The sequence below is a fragment of the Nostoc mirabile CHAB5784 genome, assembly GCF_020829645.1.
Lineage (GTDB): Bacteria > Cyanobacteriota > Cyanobacteriia > Cyanobacteriales > Nostocaceae > Nostoc > Nostoc mirabile.
The window spans coordinates 88,022-104,369 of record NZ_JAIVFS010000004.1; the positions used below are offsets into that span (position 1 = coordinate 88,022).

General features: G+C 42.5%; 21 protein-coding genes. 11 read left to right on the plus strand and 10 right to left on the minus strand.

All coding sequences use genetic code 11. The annotated features are described in order from the left end of the window. The first annotated feature begins 5 nt into the window (after positions 1 to 5). Positions 6 to 1,097: a hypothetical protein gene (locus LC653_RS04735; protein ID WP_229492925.1), complete on the plus strand. Its 1,092-nt coding sequence runs from the start codon at positions 6 to 8 to the stop codon at positions 1,095 to 1,097. 102 nt (positions 1,098 to 1,199) lie between these two features. Here the strand turns inward: LC653_RS04735 and LC653_RS04740 are convergent, their stop codons facing one another. Further along, positions 1,200 to 1,379, minus strand: coding sequence for a CAB/ELIP/HLIP family chlorophyll-binding protein (locus LC653_RS04740; protein WP_104907792.1), 180 nt, complete (start codon positions 1,377 to 1,379; stop codon positions 1,200 to 1,202). A 392-nt stretch (positions 1,380 to 1,771) separates the two neighbouring features. Here LC653_RS04740 and LC653_RS04745 point away from each other — a divergent pair, with 392 nt between their 5' ends. From LC653_RS04745 to LC653_RS04755, 4 genes are all read left to right on the plus strand, one after another. Further along, positions 1,772 to 2,065 (plus strand): hypothetical protein, encoded by a 294-nt coding sequence (locus tag LC653_RS04745; protein ID WP_229492927.1) that lies wholly within the window; start codon positions 1,772 to 1,774, stop codon positions 2,063 to 2,065. Beyond that, positions 2,066 to 2,191 carry a hypothetical protein gene (locus LC653_RS46120; protein ID WP_267922957.1) on the plus strand — a complete coding sequence of 42 codons (126 nt, stop codon included), beginning with the start codon at positions 2,066 to 2,068 and terminating at the stop codon, positions 2,189 to 2,191. A 63-nt stretch (positions 2,192 to 2,254) separates the two neighbouring features. After that, positions 2,255 to 2,470, plus strand: coding sequence for a type II toxin-antitoxin system VapC family toxin (locus LC653_RS04750; protein WP_229492929.1), 216 nt, complete (start codon positions 2,255 to 2,257; stop codon positions 2,468 to 2,470). 15 nt (positions 2,471 to 2,485) lie between these two features. After that, on the plus strand, positions 2,486 to 3,331 hold the full coding sequence (locus LC653_RS04755) for a DNA adenine methylase (protein ID WP_229492930.1): 846 nt from the start codon (positions 2,486 to 2,488) through the stop codon (positions 3,329 to 3,331). Here the strand turns inward: LC653_RS04755 and LC653_RS04760 are convergent. The 4 genes from LC653_RS04760 to LC653_RS04775 form a co-directional block, all read right to left on the minus strand. Continuing rightward, positions 3,292 to 4,317 (minus strand): NAD-dependent epimerase/dehydratase family protein, encoded by a 1,026-nt coding sequence (locus tag LC653_RS04760; protein ID WP_229492932.1) that lies wholly within the window; start codon positions 4,315 to 4,317, stop codon positions 3,292 to 3,294. The two genes, LC653_RS04755 and LC653_RS04760, sit on opposite strands and share 40 nt — an antisense overlap. Before the next feature lie 49 nt (positions 4,318 to 4,366). Then, positions 4,367 to 4,975 carry an ATP-dependent Clp endopeptidase proteolytic subunit ClpP gene (gene clpP, locus LC653_RS04765; RefSeq protein WP_267922958.1) on the minus strand — a complete coding sequence of 203 codons (609 nt, stop codon included), beginning with the start codon at positions 4,973 to 4,975 and terminating at the stop codon, positions 4,367 to 4,369. 374 nt (positions 4,976 to 5,349) lie between these two features. After that, positions 5,350 to 5,922 (minus strand): SRPBCC family protein, encoded by a 573-nt coding sequence (locus tag LC653_RS04770; protein ID WP_229492933.1) that lies wholly within the window; start codon positions 5,920 to 5,922, stop codon positions 5,350 to 5,352. Further along, positions 5,922 to 6,242, minus strand: a complete 321-nt coding sequence (locus LC653_RS04775; protein ID WP_229492935.1) for an ArsR/SmtB family transcription factor — start codon at positions 6,240 to 6,242, stop codon at positions 5,922 to 5,924. The genes LC653_RS04770 and LC653_RS04775 overlap by 1 nt, the downstream gene beginning before the upstream one ends. Positions 6,243 to 6,415: 173 nt before the next feature. Here LC653_RS04775 and trpD point away from each other — a divergent pair, with 173 nt between their 5' ends. Further along, positions 6,416 to 7,483, plus strand: a complete 1,068-nt coding sequence (gene trpD / locus LC653_RS04780; RefSeq protein ID WP_229492937.1) for an anthranilate phosphoribosyltransferase — start codon at positions 6,416 to 6,418, stop codon at positions 7,481 to 7,483. On the opposite strand, the gene LC653_RS04785 is transcribed toward trpD, so the two are convergent. Then, positions 7,413 to 8,468: a retropepsin-like aspartic protease family protein gene (locus tag LC653_RS04785; RefSeq protein ID WP_229492939.1), complete on the minus strand. Its 1,056-nt coding sequence runs from the start codon at positions 8,466 to 8,468 to the stop codon at positions 7,413 to 7,415. The genes trpD and LC653_RS04785 overlap by 71 nt on opposite strands. 248 nt (positions 8,469 to 8,716) lie before the next feature. Between LC653_RS04785 and carA the strand changes: the two genes are divergently transcribed. The 5 genes from carA to LC653_RS04810 all read left to right on the plus strand — a co-directional run bounded on the left by carA (position 8,717) and on the right by LC653_RS04810 (position 13,191). After that, complete coding sequence (gene carA, locus LC653_RS04790) at positions 8,717 to 9,904, plus strand: glutamine-hydrolyzing carbamoyl-phosphate synthase small subunit (RefSeq protein WP_229492946.1); 1,188 nt, start codon at positions 8,717 to 8,719, stop codon at positions 9,902 to 9,904. 284 nt (positions 9,905 to 10,188) lie between these two features. Continuing rightward, positions 10,189 to 10,539 (plus strand): STAS domain-containing protein, encoded by a 351-nt coding sequence (locus LC653_RS04795; protein WP_199326607.1) that lies wholly within the window; start codon positions 10,189 to 10,191, stop codon positions 10,537 to 10,539. 575 nt (positions 10,540 to 11,114) lie between these two features. Continuing rightward, complete coding sequence (locus LC653_RS04800; RefSeq protein WP_229492948.1) at positions 11,115 to 11,594, plus strand: Mini-ribonuclease 3; 480 nt, start codon at positions 11,115 to 11,117, stop codon at positions 11,592 to 11,594. A 92-nt stretch (positions 11,595 to 11,686) separates the two neighbouring features. Beyond that, complete coding sequence (rlmB, locus tag LC653_RS04805) at positions 11,687 to 12,796, plus strand: 23S rRNA (guanosine(2251)-2'-O)-methyltransferase RlmB (RefSeq protein WP_229492949.1); 1,110 nt, start codon at positions 11,687 to 11,689, stop codon at positions 12,794 to 12,796. A gap of 86 nt (positions 12,797 to 12,882) precedes the next feature. Then, positions 12,883 to 13,191: a DUF1816 domain-containing protein gene (locus tag LC653_RS04810; RefSeq protein ID WP_229486686.1), complete on the plus strand. Its 309-nt coding sequence runs from the start codon at positions 12,883 to 12,885 to the stop codon at positions 13,189 to 13,191. A 99-nt stretch (positions 13,192 to 13,290) separates the two neighbouring features. Here the strand turns inward: LC653_RS04810 and LC653_RS04815 are convergent, their stop codons facing one another. The 4 genes from LC653_RS04815 to truB form a co-directional block, all read right to left on the minus strand. Further along, positions 13,291 to 14,139: an alpha/beta fold hydrolase gene (locus LC653_RS04815; protein ID WP_229492950.1), complete on the minus strand. Its 849-nt coding sequence runs from the start codon at positions 14,137 to 14,139 to the stop codon at positions 13,291 to 13,293. Positions 14,140 to 14,465: 326 nt separating this feature from the next. Further along, entirely contained in the window at positions 14,466 to 14,873 is a 408-nt protein-coding gene (locus LC653_RS04820; protein ID WP_229492952.1) for a hypothetical protein, read from the minus strand. A 203-nt stretch (positions 14,874 to 15,076) separates the two neighbouring features. After that, positions 15,077 to 15,334 carry a hypothetical protein gene (locus LC653_RS04825; RefSeq protein WP_229492954.1) on the minus strand — a complete coding sequence of 86 codons (258 nt, stop codon included), beginning with the start codon at positions 15,332 to 15,334 and terminating at the stop codon, positions 15,077 to 15,079. A gap of 76 nt (positions 15,335 to 15,410) precedes the next feature. After that, a complete protein-coding gene (truB, locus tag LC653_RS04830) occupies positions 15,411 to 16,295 on the minus strand; it encodes a tRNA pseudouridine(55) synthase TruB (protein ID WP_229492956.1) in 885 nt (294 codons plus the stop codon). Positions 16,296 to 16,348 lie beyond the last annotated feature (53 nt).

Here is a 16,348-nt window from a genome sequence, read left to right on the forward strand (position 1 = left end):
GATTCATGCAGCACTTGCGTCAATTATTAGAGATAGAAAACTCAGAGTTAGCCCAGTTACTGCGGTTTAGTTTGTATGGGCTAGAAGCTACTTTAAATCAGGCTCGCACAGAATTACCATTAGATCCAGGATCTAAAATATGCGATGAGGTGCTGCAAGAACTTCATAACCTGTTGGAACCTTCACCTCCACAGCAAAATACTGGTTGGGAAGATGCACCAGATGATTTAAAACTAAGTCACTTGCGGGAAGCTTTTAATTCTGACTCAGAACTTAATTATTATCTGGGTAATTCCCAACTGCAAAGCACAACGGACACTGATTTGTGGAATGAGATTCAACGCAAACTGCTGCGAGTCCCAGAGGATTTGGCTGCAACTTGGCGATCGCGCACCTTAGATTTAGCCCAAGAAGTTGGTGCGATCGCAGATAATTCTAATCTCTTTCAACTTCCCTTTATCCGTGATGAAATTATCTACCCTGGTCTTAGTGGTACTGTTCAAACTCAGGGATTATGCTTATATCAACAAGCACTTTCAAATCCATTAGTTACTCAAGGTAATGCATCCGATTTACCAGCGGCATTCCTATTTTTATATATGAATTTTATCGAAATAGACCCGGATTTACATCACGCTTTAAAGAGCGTTTTTAGCTTCGATGTCATTTCCTTACACTCCAAACCAGAACAGCGCGATCAATATATTGATGCTTTAAGCGATCGCTTCCAACGCACCGAAAAAGCAGAGAAAAACACTGATCCCTTATTAATTCTCCGTGCCTGGATTGACATGGACGAGGCTATACATTCCCTAGTATTCGTACCACCTGCTGAACGCTATTCTTGGTGGGGAAAGCTACAACATGAATCACGGCGTATCCTGAAGAAAGTTGCTGATGAAGCTATTAATGCAGGTAATGAAGTGCGAATTCGCCAATTATCGGGACTTTATGCAGATATCTGTGCTTTATCCAAGGATGACTTACAACTAGACTGTGGTGGTATTCCTGGCGAAGTCTTAACTTGTCTTCGAGTATATGCGCGAATTAATCAAGAAGAATCTCCAGGTCGTGTAATATTTCGCTCATCACGCTAGCTGCTAGCAACTTTTCTAATTCTTGAGATTATCAGGCAAGGCAGACAATTTTACCAATCCCCGCCTTGCCTGATAATCTAATGAAGGTAAAAACGTTTAAATCTAAAGGATGCCCCAGAAGTGTAAAATTCCTTGACCAGAAAATACTTCAAGCGCAACAGCAGATAAAAAACCAATCATTGCAAAACGACCGTTCCAGTTTTCGCTCTGAGGGGTGAAGCCCCAGCGTAAAGCATTAGGATCTTCTGAAACTGAAGGCGTAGTCTTCTTAACGTTTGCCATAAAAAAAACTCCGAGCTTTTATGTTGTAACAGTTATAACTGCCTGTAAAGTAATGTAACAGACTTTTACAAAAATGCAACATTTAATTGGCTCAAAAATAAAATTTATGTAGCTAGCTTATATTACAATACGCTTGGGTTAAGGATAATCGTAGGTTGGGTGGAACTTAAGTGTTACCCAACAAACCCGCGTCGTAGGTTGGGTTTCGTTCCTCCACCCAACCTACGCAGTTTATGGTTTTTGGCGCTAACTGAACTGTATTGGCTTATATTAAGCATACGTAATTTTGTGTCAATATCCCGATGATGGTTAGGATTAAAAGGTTATGTGTTGTCAATAAACTAAGCTAGTATGACATCCATAATTACATATAGCAGCTGAGGTGTAGTGCGGTGAGTCGGGTTTTGAGCTTGGAATTAAGTGATGAAGTCTACGCGGCATTGCAGCAGCAAGCCGAGGTTGCAGGCGTATCTCTTGCAGAATTGGTAGCTACTTCCATAGAACAGCAGTATGGTTCTCCAAGACGTGAAAAGTCGCAAGCTGAAACAGAAAAAGAAGCCGCTCGCCAACGTTTCCGAAGTCATGCTGGAAGCATTAACCTGGGTTACGCTACAGCAGCAGACAATGAAAGTATTGATGCTGATTTAGTCAGAGCATACAGTGATACTTCTGAGGAAACAAATTGAGTGCTTCTACTTGATACATCTGGGCTACTTTGCTATGTCCATAGTGGTGAACCAGAACATCAAAAAGCAGTTGAGTTTTTGGATAGTGTTAGTGGAAGTTTAACTCACAGCTATGTTTTAGCATAGTTTATTGCACTAGCTCAGGTTCGTCGCTTTCCACGTACAGCAGCACTGCAATTTATTATTGATTTGTTAGAAAATCCAGATATCGAGACTGTATGGATCAATGAATTGTTACATAGAGAAGCTGTTAAACTTCTAATGGCTCGGCAAGATAAAACTTACTCTTTATGCGACGCTGTTAGCTTTGTGTTGATGCGTCAGCGTAGTGTCACCGAGGCATTAACCACCGATCACCATTTTGAGCAGGAAGGCTTTCGACGTTTGTTATTACCCCAAGTGTGACGATTTTTACGAATTATGCTCAAAAGTCCTCTACGATATCCTGGTGGTAAGTCGAAAGCAATAAATCAAATAGTTGAATATTTACCAGAGAGCTTTTCGGAATTCCGAGAACCTTTTGTGGGTGGTGGTTCTGTATTCATTTATTTAAGACAAAAATTTCCTGATATCAAAATTTGGATTAACGATTTAAACCGCGAACTATTCTTATTCTGGAAAGTTGCCCAATCGGATCTAGCTCAGTTAGTTAAAGAGATTCAGTATATTAAAGTTAAATATACAGATGGCAAATTACTCTTTGCAGAACTGACTAAGGTAGATATCAATAATTTATCTGATTTCCAAAGAGCCGTTCGCTTTTTTGTCCTTAACAGAATTACTTTTTCTGGAACTGTAGAATCAGGTGGTTTTTCGCAAGAAGCTTTTTATAAGCGTTTTACCGATTCTTCAATAGAACGATTAGAAAAGTTAGAAGATATTCTGTCAAACAATGTCAAAATTACTAATTTGGATTACAGCCACCTATTAAAAGCAGAAGGAGAAGATGTATTTTTATTTTTAGATCCACCATATTTTAGTGCTACAAAATCAAAGCTATATGGTAAAGATGGTCACTTGCACACTTCTTTTGAACATCAGAGATTTGCTGAACTTTTGCAACAATGTCATCATCGCTGGCTAATTACCTACGACAACTCAACGCAAATTCTAGAAAATTTTCAATGGGCTAATATTTCAGAGTGGGAATTACAGTACGGCATGAATAACTACAAACAAAGTGGTGCAGCTAAAGGAAAAGAGCTATTCATTACTAACTATGAAGTTCAACGGAATTTAGACAAAATCGCATCTTCTATTGTATAGTCCAGCAACCACGGTACTGCAAACTGCTGCGGTTCTTGAGGTGAATGAGTCCGTTGCCAATCAATGGTTCGCCGCAATGCTTCATCTAACGGCACAATTTCCTTATATCCCAACTCTTGACGGATGCGAGTTGAGTCTACAAACCAATCTTGCTCTGTATTACCAGGCAATTTCAACTCTGATGGTAACTGGCTTTTGGGTACGATAACAACTTTACCCTGCCATTTTGCTATTTTCCCGACTCTGGTGATGCGTTGAGCTTCCGTAAGTGCTTCTACATCAGCGACATGATAAATGCGACCAGTTGCGCTTTCGTTTGTTGTTGCTAGTGCGATCGCATACGCTACATTTTCTACATAGCCGTAAGAGCCACGCCATCGAGCGATATTGTCTTCCAAAACAATTGCAGGACGGTTATCATCCATCCGCTGAAGATAGGAATACAGGCGATGTCGGACATCTCTGGAACCATATACCATTGGCAGGCGTATAATCGTTCCGGGTAAGTTGGATGCCATCACTATCCGCTCCACCAGAATCTTTTCATAATCAATTGGCACAGCGATCGGTCTAGAGGGCATTTCCTGGTATGGATAAAGTTGTTGGCGCAGGGGCGAATCTTCCGTAAGTGGTACAGGTACAACATCAGATTCCTTACCCCAAAGCACATCGTATGCACGATACACATCCATACTGCTGATTACAACAACACGCTGGGCAATATCCTCAAATGTGTTCGTTAGAGTTAGTGCATCTTGTTCGTTATAGGCAATCATATCTACCACAACTTGAGGCGAAAGCTGCCTAAACTTGCTTTTCATCTCCAAAAGATGGGAGCGATCGCCCAAAATTTCATGCACATCAGGTGGTAAGTTAGTTGTAGTTTTTCCCCGATGAAATACGCTCACTTCATGACCTATTGCAATCAGTTGACGGACTAGAGGAGGGCCAATAAAATTTGTACCACCAATGATGAGTATTTTCATTTTTGGTTTCCATCCATTACTGTTTGTCGATATGAGAGTGGTTTGTAGATTAAATAGATGCAGATGTTTTCAAGATGATATTGTCAATTAAACCGTAAGCTTTTGCTTCTTCAGGACTCATGAAAAAGTCTCGTTCCGAGTCCAGTTCAATCTGCTCTGGCGATTTACCTGTATTAGCAGCGAGTATTTTGTTCATTAATTGGCGGAAATACAAAATTTCTTTGGCTGCAATTTCAATATCAGATGCTTTTCCCTGAGCGCCTCCTAATGGTTGATGAATCATAATTCGAGCATTTGGTAGAGCATATCTTTTACCCTTAGTTCCAGCAGCAAGCAAGAATGATCCCATTGAAGCAGCAATACCGATACAGACAGTACATACTTCTGAACGAATTTGATTCATAGCATCGTAAATAGCCATTCCTGCTGTCACCGATCCTCCAGGACTGTTAATATACAATGTGATATCTTGCTCTGGATCTTCAGCATCAAGAAATAGCATTTGTGCAACTACGAGGTTAGCTGTCTCGTCTGTAACTTCATTTCGCAAAAATATAATTCGTTCTGCAAGTAAGCGTGAATAAATATCTAATGCTCGTTCCCCTCTTTCTGATTGTTGAATAATCATTGGGATGCTGAGTTGAATTTGAGAATTCATATTTGATATCTCCAAAAAAGATAAAATATTAATTAATTTAGGACTTACGTACAAGAGATCCCCCAACCCCCTTAAAAAGGGGGCTTTTAGGATTCCCCCCTTTTTAAGGGGGGTTAGGGGGGATCTATGTTTGGTGGTTTTCAGTGCGCTTTTGGCACTGGTTCAGCTAATGGCAATAATTTTGTACCTGGAACAGGCTGAAACTCAAACCATGTTTCAGCTTCTGTGTCAACAAAAGTCTGTTTCTTCATATTGAGTTTTCCAAAAGCTCAATTTAATTTGGCTTGGCTAATACTTGTCTAACCACAAATGATAATGTTGCCAAGCTTTGAATTTAAATGTAGATATTGACGTGCAATATGTAAATTACCACTTTAACTTGTGCAAAGTTTAACTAAGATTTGCGGTAGTTTTTCGTGCATACTGTAGTTCCATCCACCATTGAGAAAATAACTAAGAACGATACTATCTAATGCCTCATATTTACCAACTGGTATTGATGAGAATACAGTGCTGCGATTATTTGGTATTACTGTCTGCATCCCTGCCTTGGACTCATGCATAAATTTGCCTTGCCACGCTTGGGAAAGTTCCATTGGTTCATTGAGCTTGATGGCTTTTTGAATCAAACCTTTATGTTCGAGTAGAAGTTTCGTACCCCCAACTACGGGTTGGATTGTCCAGGTAACAACTGAAGGCTGGCACATCATACTGTCTTGCCAAGTGAACGCTAGTCGTCTTGGCTCATCGAGTTCAATTACCTGACAGTCTATGTCTCCCTCCAGCCCTGGCAGTGTCGAATGCACAAATCGGAATTTGTGTCCTAAACGCGGCTCAAAGTCGTTTTCCATTAACCATACTGCCAATGCCTGACGGTTGGTGAGTACCTGCCAAACCCGTTGGGGAGGATAGGGATAGAACACTTCCATATTCAAATTTCGGAGCATCAATTTTCCTCCAAATAATTGCCAAGAGCATCGAGTTTTTCTTGCCAAAACTGCTCATAATGAGCAATCCATTCAGATATCTGTTTCAATGGCTCCGGGTTTAGCCGATAGAAACGCTGTCGCCCTGCTTTTCGCATTTGTACTAAGCCTGCTTCGCAAAGAATCTGTAAGTGCTGAGAAATCGCTGGCAAGCTCATGGCAAATGGCTGGGCTAGTTCTTTGACTGGTTGCTCACCACTACGTAACAGATCCAGTAGCGCCCTGCGTGTGGGATCTGCGATCGCCACAAAAACATCCGCACTGGCAGCAGGTCTACTCATTCCTATTAACCATATATTTAAGCAAACGCTTAACTATTTATATAATACATAAGTAATTGCTTAAATGTCAACTCCTCAGAACAGCAAAAGGTTGGGATTTTAGTTTCCCAAGCTTGGCTGCTACGTTCTCATTTTTCGGTAGGATAGCTCCCATACCTACAAAAACCTTAGCTATGGCAACTTCCCCAATCCCTGCCCAAGAATCCTCTGTTAGCTGGTATATTCTGTTGCAACAATTAATAGATGGCCAATCATTGTCTCGTACTCAAGCTGCTAAATTGATGCAAGGTTGGCTCAGTGAAGCGGTTCCCCCAGAGTTATCAGGGGCTATATTAACAGCGCTGAACTTTAGAGGCATTTCTGCCGACGAATTGACCGGCATGGCTGAAGTATTACAATCCCAATCTTCCCCACTCAGCGCTGACGACTCAACATTCAGCACTGTAATAGATACCTGTGGCACTGGTGGAGATGGGTCATCAACCTTTAATATTTCCACAGCCGTTGCTTTTGTTGCAGCAGCCTATGGTATACCTGTCGCCAAACACGGCAATCGTTCAGCCTCAAGTCTCACGGGAAGTGCAGATGTATTGGAAGCCTTGGGTGTAAACTTGAGTGCATCCAGCGAAAAGGTGCAAGCCGCACTACAAGAAGTCGGGATCACTTTCTTGTTTGCCCCTGGTTGGCATCCAGCACTCAAGGCGGTTGCGTCATTACGGCGGACTTTGAAAGTGCGAACAATTTTTAATTTGCTCGGGCCGTTAGTAAATCCTTTGCGTCCTACTGGGCAGGTGGTGGGTTTATTTACTCCTAAGCTTTTGGCAACTGTTGCCGAAGCTTTACAGAATTTGGGCAAGGAAAAGGCGATTGTGCTGCACGGGCGAGAAAAACTTGATGAGGCTGGGTTGGGAGATTTAACTGACTTGGCGGTATTATCAGACAAAGAAGTGCAGTTAACTACCATTAATCCCCTAGATTTGGATTTAACGCCCGCTCCCATAGGTATGCTTCGAGGTGGAAATGTCCAAGAGAATGCTGTGATTCTCAAGGCGGTACTCCAAGGTAAGGGAACTCAGGCACAACAGGATGCAGTAGCGTTGAATGCGTCGTTGGCGCTGCAAGTAGGAGGTACGATCGCACTCCTAGATCACGCCCAAGGGATTAAAATCGCTAAGGATATCCTACAAAGCGGGGCAGCTTGGACGAAGTTGGAGCAGTTAGTTGAGTTTTTGGGGAACTGATTTGCGATCGCAATTGCGGACGAAACTCTACCACATTACGTTTGATGGTGACATCGTAGTTACCAAAAAAGTCATGTCCTAAAAGTCCAGTTTCTAGTTCCGTACCTGCGATCGCTACTGCTACTCTATTCACTATTACCCCGCCAACTGCCATCGAATTAACATAGCCCACAGGAAATTCTACAGCCCTAGAACTCGCGGTGTTTGCCTTAGCTTTCCCCACTGGCACTATTCCCAAGGTATTGGCCATCTCTTGGGTAATTACAGTGCCACTGGCTCCCGTATCCACAATCATGTCAAATTGTTGCTGACCATTAAAGGTGACTTCGACAATTGGCGTTCCACCAATTCGCCTTTTAATCGGGGCTGTAAATACTTCCTGATCTGGAATTACCACTGCTGATGAGGGCAAAGCTGGTTTTGGCGGTAACGGGTTTATTTCTTGTGGAGGCGAGGTGAACTTTGGTTTGGTTGCTATTTGGGGAACCACAACTACTATCTTCTTCGGTTCGGCAACGCGCACAGGGCGAGGATTAGCTTGCTGTTGGGCATATTTAATTTGGCGACGATATTCAGTAATTTTGGTTTGAGCGATCGCAAATTCTGGGCTTTGTCGCCGGACTCTTTGCATCAGCGCGATCGCATCCTGGTACTGATTCGCCACCAAAGCCCAATCACCTGGAGATTGAGCAGATTGGCTGATACTCCAAGCGCCAACGGCTTTGTCTAGCCCCATCTCAAAAAGACTTGGTTCACTTTCAGACGGCTCTAGCGGCTCTAACGGCTGTGCTTCTGGGGTAGGGGTAACTGCTGGTGTTGTTGGTTCGACGGCAGGCTGTATTGATGCCTGCTCCCCAATTGGCGCGGGTTGCTCATTGTCACCAGTCGCAGTGTTCCGTTGGTCTTCACTACAGGCAACACACAAAACCGCTAGAGCGCTTGATAGAAAAATTAGGGTTGCACGGGATAAAAAAGACTGAAGCATAATTAATTTTAACCACCCAAGCTTTGCCAAAGCCACTCCCGCTAATTTAATTCCCTTTTAATTTTAATTAACTATTCTAAAAACTCCCAATTGCTCAACTCATGGGATAATTAACAATCGCAGTATTGGGGAATGGGGAAGAAGCAGGGGAGCAGGGAGCAGGGAGCAGGGGGAAAATTCCTCTCCTCTCCACCCTTCCCTCTGCCTCTTCCACTCCCCACTCCCCACTCCCCACTCCCCAATTTACTATGCCCCTGTCTGACGCAATTCCTGCTTTACTTGTCCTGGCAGATGGAACCACTTATCGCGGTTGGTCTTTCGGTGCTACGGGAACCGCGATCGGAGAAGTGGTGTTCAACACTGGTATGACCGGCTACCAAGAAGTACTAACCGACCCAAGTTACTGCGGTCAGATTGTAATTTTTACCTATCCTGAATTAGGGAATACTGGGGTAAATTCTGAAGATGAGGAATCAGATGGCCCCCAGGTTCGGGGTGCGATCGCACGGAATATTTGTCACCGTCCGAGTAACTGGCGATCGACACAATCCTTACCAGACTACCTTAAACAAAACCAAGTACCAGGGATCTACGGCATCGATACCCGCGCCCTCACCCGCAAAATTCGGATGTTTGGAGCCATGAACGGTGGCATTTCCACAACCATTCTCGATGAGGCGGAATTGCTAGAGCAGGTACTAGCGGCTCCCAACATGGCAGGATTGAATCTGGTTCGGGAAGTTACCACCGCAAAGGCTTATGAATGGTCAGATCCTACAATTCCAGCTTGGGAATTCAACTCGGAAGCTGCGGAAAATCGTGGAGAACCCTTTACCGTTGTTGCCCTTGACTTTGGCATAAAACGCAATATTTTGCGTCGCTTAACAAGTTATGGTTGTCGGGTAATTGTTGTGTCTGCCGATACGCCACCAGAGGAAATCCTCAACTACAATCCAGATGGTGTGTTTCTTTCAAATGGGCCAGGCGACCCTGCTGCTGTTACTGAAGGAATTGCAACTGCCAAAGCGCTTTTGTTAAGTGAAAAGCCCATCTTTGGTATTTGTATGGGACACCAAATTTTAGGTCATGCACTAGGGGCAGAAACCTATAAACTCAAATTTGGTCATCGTGGTTTAAATCAGCCTGCCGGTTTACAACAACGCATAGAAATTACCAGCCAAAACCATAGTTTTGCTATTGATCCAGATTCTTTACCTGCGGCAGTTGTGGAAATTAGCCACCTGAACTTAAACGATCGCACTGTTGCTGGGGTACGTCACAAATCTCTACCTGTATTCTCCGTCCAATATCACCCAGAAGCCAGTCCTGGCCCTCACGATGCTGATTACTTGTTTGAGCAATTTGTTCAAGCTATGCGAACAGCACGTCAACCCCTTCCCTACGGGACGCTACGCGAACGGAGAATTCAAAATTAAAAATTAAAAATTAAAAATGAAAGATTTATTTTTGAACTATGCATTTTTAATTTGGAACTGGAGCAAAAAGCAAGAGTCAAGTTGTCGCATCTGGGATTAAATAAAAATAGCAAAATGCAAATGGGGGACTATGGAATGGGGACTGGGAAAAAGTTTTCCAATCCCCAGTACCCAGTACCCAATCCCCAATCCCCTACTTCAGCAGATTGTAGACAACTTGCTCAAAAACCATCTATACTTGAGCGTTCACTTTAACTCATGAGGAGGGAATTATTGCTGATCCATTGAATCTAACCGTTAGCCTGAGGGGCACTCGTGAAGTCCGGGATAACTGTCAGCTATTCCGCCTCACAGGTTTGTTAGATGCCTTTTCTGAGCCGACATTTCGCAAGGTACTTGGCAGTAAGATTGACGAGGGCCCTAAGCATATTATTTTGGATCTCTCACAAATCGACTTTATTGATAGCTCTGGCTTGGGTGCTTTGGTGCAGCTAGCCAAGCAGGCTCAAACTGCCGAAGGCACTTTACAAATCGTCACGAATGCCCGGGTAACTCAAACGGTCAAGCTTGTTCGCCTAGAGAAGTTTCTCTCCCTGCAAAAATCAGTTGAAGAAGCTCTAGAAAACGTCAAGTAGTCTTGATTGCTTGAACCGAGAGATCAATTCGGCTATCCAGATTCAACATCGGATAGCTTAATTTTTAAAACTTCTGGCAGAAAACCTCTCTCCTTGTGGGAGAGGCACAAAGCCAGTTAAGCTATTATGTTTAAAGTTGAGCAATAATAAAGATATAGACACCCAGTTCTTGGGTATGTAATTTTTGGCTTCTTATCGGATAAACAATCAAGTCTGAGAAATTTGTAAGAAATACAAAGCCAGCAGATTTGTTTATAGGTAAACTTGACTTGATAGTGTATAGTTAAAAATTGTCGCTTAGTAAGTAAGCATGACAATGCGATCAAGTAATAGGGTGAGTTTGATGTCAGAATTTTACTCTATCTTAGGCACAGACCACAAGTAGGCAAAATTTGGTTTATAGGCGTTGACATTAGGGTGAGCTAAAATGCTTTCTTCTCAATCAAAAAGATAGAATTAGTAAGTATTTCTGATAGTATTGATTATGCTAAGTATAGGATTATGGCTTACTTCAGAAAAATCAGTCTTTGCAAAGAATGCCTGCCAAATGTAGCCCGTCAAGGAATGATTTATTTGTGAAGTCACAGGAGGACAAGGTATTAGATGGACAAGATGAAACTCCCAAACAGACTTTATCTTGGACTCAAGCACTCTTGACAACCACAGCGCCATACCAACAGATTTCCCTCTCACAAGTGCAACAAATTTCTCCTACTGCTTTAGCATATTTAGGGGATGCAATTTATGAGTTGTATGTTAGAATGTTCTATCTGCTGCCATTGCAGCGGACAGGAATTTACCATAGTCTGGTAGTGGAGCAGGTAAGAGCGGAAACACAAGCGCTACATTTGCGATCGCTAATTCCTCATCTCAGGGACACCGAATTAGAAATTGTCCGACGGGGTAGAAACGCCGCTACAGGACGCCCTAAGCGACTTAATCCCGAAATTTATCAACAGGCAACCAGTCTAGAAACCTTAATTGGCTACTTATATCTCACCGATTACCAGCGTCTAACCGAACTGTTGCAAATGCTTCATGTAAAAAAAGAGTGAGAACTTAATTTTACAGTAGCCGCAGCAGTAGATTTGGTTCCAGAAATTGACGTAATTGTGATGACCAACCATACGCTATATCTATAAGTCAAATGCAGAATAAACCTAGAAAAGTCAAGGCTTCTAACGAATCCAATCGTGGGCAACCCGTAAAAATTCAGGGTAAGCGTGTTGTTACTAATCCGACTCGCAATCCCAGAAAAATAGATAGCAAGCCTGTCTCTAGTGCTAATCCGACTCGCAATCCCAGAAAAATAGATAGCAAGCCTGTCTCTAGTGCTAATCCGACTCGCAATCCCAAAAAAATAGATGTTGCTAATCCAACTCGCAATCCCAGGAAAATAGATAGCAATCCCATTGACAACTCCCGCCAACGAAATAGCAACTTCTCCCCGCCGCCTGTATCTACAGCGACAGAAGAAGATAGCGATCTCATCTACGGTCGTCATCCAGTATTGAGTGCGTTGCAAAATCAGCGCAATCTCAACCGGATCTGGATTACTACTCGTCTGCGCTACGATCCCAGCTTTCACCATTGTCTCTTGCAAGCGAAGGAAAATGGCACAGTTATTGATGAGGTTGAACCCAAGCGCTTAGACTATCTCACCAACGGGGCCAATCATCAAGGTGTGGCAGCACAAGTTGCTCCCTACGCTTACATCGAATTGCGGGATCTAATTGAACAGGCAAAAGCTGTAACCGATCCCGTAATTGTCGTGGCTGATGGAATTACTGATCCCCACAACTTGGGATCAATTATTCGCACCGCCGAAGCAATAGGCGCTCAAGGATTGGTGATTCCCCAAAGAAGGGCATCTGGGATCACTTCCACTGTGATGAAAGTCGCAGCAGGCGCTTTAGAAAATTTTGCTGTAGCTAGAGTTGTCAACCTCAGCCGCGCCTTAGAAGAATTAAAAGCAGCTGGCTATTGGATTTACGGCACTGCTGCAAGTGGGAGCGAACCTGTGCATACAGTCAATTTCACTGGCCCAATCGTTTTGGTAATCGGCTCAGAAGGCGAAGGTCTGAGTATGTTAACTCAACGCTCCTGTGATTTCTTAGTATCGATTCCTCTACAGGGTAAGACTCCTAGTCTCAATGCTTCTGTAGCAGCAGGGATGACGCTTTATGAAATTTATCGCCAGCGATCGCTAAATACCCACCACCTAGATAAATTACAAAAAATATCTTTGAAAAAATAACAGTAACAGAGTATAAAGAAATGTAAAAGATAATAAAGCAACATATCGTTTAACACCCTGTAGACGTTTATAAATTGGCGAAAACCATGAAAACCATTTGGCATAACCTTAAGGAAGTGTTAATTAACACATTCGACTCCATCGGCTTGGCTTGGTGGGTAGAGATTGTGACGCAAAATCCCCGTTGCACATACTACTTCGGGCCATTTCTGACTTCTTCTGATGCAAAATTGTCAAGCATTGGATATATAGAAGATTTGGAGATCGAAGGAGCTACGGGAATTTCTGTGAATGTCAAGCGCTGCAAACCTAATAACTTAACAATCGCTGAAGACTTGGGGGAAAGATTTGACCGCAAAGTACAGCCTGCCTTTGGCGGTCAAATTTTAAGTTAAGTTAGGCCAGAGTCAATATAATTCGTAATTCGTAATTCGTAATTTGTAATTGCGAGTTTTAATTACGAATTATTTGCTCAAGAGTCAAAAGCCCGTGGACTATTGACTACCAATTACCTGCGGATGAACTTCGAGCCAATGGTCAATGTCATTGAGCACCTGCTGGGGGACTTCCCACGGAAAAAGATGGGCGGTGTTGGGATAGCACTGCCATTGAGAATTGTTGAGGTGTTGAGCAGTTTGTAAGCTGGAATCAGATGTGATGTGGCGGTCTTGTTCACCAGCAAGTACTAAACTAGGACATTGTATTTGTTCTAAATCTAGAAGTCGGTTGTATCCCGATTGAATTGCACTATAGAGGGCGCGAGTCGCAGCAGGAGAGGTTTGCAAATAAGCTGGTACTGCTTCGGTAGAAATGTAGTTGTAAGTGGTAGATGTATGTTGTTGGATTAGGTAGCGGAAAAGCGATCGCTTGCCAAAAGTATCAATATTCCATTGCCAACTCGGTTTTATATAGTTTATTAGGGCAGCAACACCAGTATATAAATTATCCTGCCAAGTGATAGGAGGATGACTGCCACGGGGTTTTGCGGCTGTCGCTACCAAAATCAGCCCTGTAATGCGCTCTGGCAAACGTAATGCCAGTTCCATTGCCAGAATGCCCCCAAGTGACCATCCCAATACTAGACACTTTTCAATCTCAAAGCGGTCTAGCAGCGCTTCTAAATCAGTTAAATGGTCATTCATATCAAAATTGCCATTCCAGCGACTTTTGCCGTATCCACGTAAATCAGGGGCAAAAGTTTTATAACGTTTTGATAAATGATTGGTAAAGACAGATAGACTACGACCAGTACCAGGATGACCATGTAAGCCCAGAATGGGGAATCCTTGACCTTGGATGTAGACATTGAGCTGTGCAGCAGTGGTAGGATGGCGATCGCTCATTACTTGTTGTTCTCCTGTCTAGCGATCGCTTCTATCGTTGTAGTATTTGCTTCAGCCCTTTCTGCTGTCCGCTCTAAAATTGCCTCAATTCGATCTAGCCTTTCTGTCATAGTAGTTCGTTATATTACAATACAGTTCAGTTAAGCATTTTTTCCTTCTCTCTGTGTTCTCTGCGCCTAATAAGGTTCATTAAAAAAATTGATTTCACAAAGGGTTTTAGCCTTAACCCAAGCGTATTGCGTTATATTATTTTTCTAATCGTGTCATACGGCTAGCTGCCAAGCATTGCAGTGTTCGATTACAGTTCAAGTTGCTACATACAGTATTCAGGTGTGAGGAAGTTTGATATCCAAAAAAGGGGAATTAATATCTAAAAGCCAATTTTCATCTACAAATCCTAGATTTTCATCATAGACAAGAAGCAACTCACCAATTCTTTGAGCGTTATGACTTGACTTATCTATAGCATCAATACTAGAGACTGTGAAAAAAAACTTTAGTTTTAGAAAGCGTTTTTTGTGAGTAAAGCCTATAGAACTACTAACTAATTCTGTTTCGAGGATACGAGGCAAAGTAATTATTTCATAATATTTATCTTGCTCATCCCAGTAGCCGCAAACCTTATAATCACATAGTTCAAGATGTTCTTGAACTAGTCTATGAGCATCTAATTTTTCTAAGATTTCAGTCAAATCCCGCCATACTGGATGATTTTTTAATTCTAGTCTTGTCATACTTATTCTGCACTAATGTTCTGTTCCCAAACCTGGAAAGTGCAACACACCATCATTAACAATTCAAAATTCAAAATTCAAAATTCAAACATTTTAGACATTTCAGACGAAGAGAAGTGCCTTGCGCGGGTTAAGAGCGTTGTGGCAACTTCGGGGGATTTAAACCCCGACTGAAACTGGTGCTACATATAGATGTAGGGGTCTTAAACCCTTGAACTTACGATAAACTTTGCATGAAACCGCCTATCGCCGCCTTTACCTAACACTTTTGATTTCAAATCGTACCCCTCTTCTTGGGAAGCAACAAGCCCAGTATTAGCGCGTGGCGGAACTTGCCCTTTCTCAATCGCTTTTAAATCCAGTTTTATTTGCTCTTGGCTAAAGGAAACTAGCAAATCACTCGTTGTTTGATATGTGATATCAGATTCAATATCTGCCCAACTATTGGGTAGAGCTACCATTTAATTTACTGTTGATGATAATTTTACACATTGTGGTCAAATGTGTTCAAATTAAAACCTTCAACTGATCACAGTTTTAAGAAATCGGTTCAAAAACCATTTGGGGAATCAACACTTCATCTTGTAATTGCCCAATACCTAAAAAGCGAGTTTCTTCATCATAAACTCGTACTATCGCAGGAACATCGAAAGTTAAAGAAATTCGCTGACCTTGACACCATTTTTGAGCAGATGGTGCTGGTAAAGTAACAGATGACAAATGTTGTAAAGTTGCATCTGGACAAATCGGTTGAAATGTATCGGCTTGCAGTTTAGTTTCTAAGTCCGTCAAAGTGAGACTATCTGTTAAATCGAAACCACTGCTTTGGGTGCGAATCAAAGCGGCCAGAGTGCCACCAGTTTCTAAAATTGCACCTAAGTCACGAGCGATCGCTCTAATATATGTACCAGAACCACAGGCGATCGCCACATCCAATTCGGGAAAATCCCCTTCTCTCCAGTCCAAAATATCTATCTGAAAAACTTCCACTGTTCGCACTGGAACTTCCACCGTTTTACCTTGGCGTGCTAAGTCGTAGAGACGTTTACCATCCACTTGAATTGCACTGTAACTAGGTGGTATTTGCTCAATCTTGCCTTCAAATTGTGGTAATACGCTTTTCACCTGTGCCAAACTCAATCCAGCACAAGGTTGAGAAGTGATAATTTCGCCTTGCAAATCATCGGTTGTGGTACGCACACCCAGGCGAATAGTGGCTTTGTAAGCTTTGTTTTCTGGCAGATATTGCAATAATCTTGTAGCTTTACCAAAGGCAATTGGTAAAACCCCTGTAGCAGCCGGATCTAAGGTTCCCGCATGTCCGACACGTTTGAGGCGCAACAATTTTCGCACCCGCGCTACGCAGTCGTGGGAAGTCCAGTCAAATGGTTTGTTTAAGTTGAGAAAACCTTGAGATAACACAATAGCAATACTTTTACTTTTTTCCTTTCAAATGCTCATCTTAATGCTCAAAT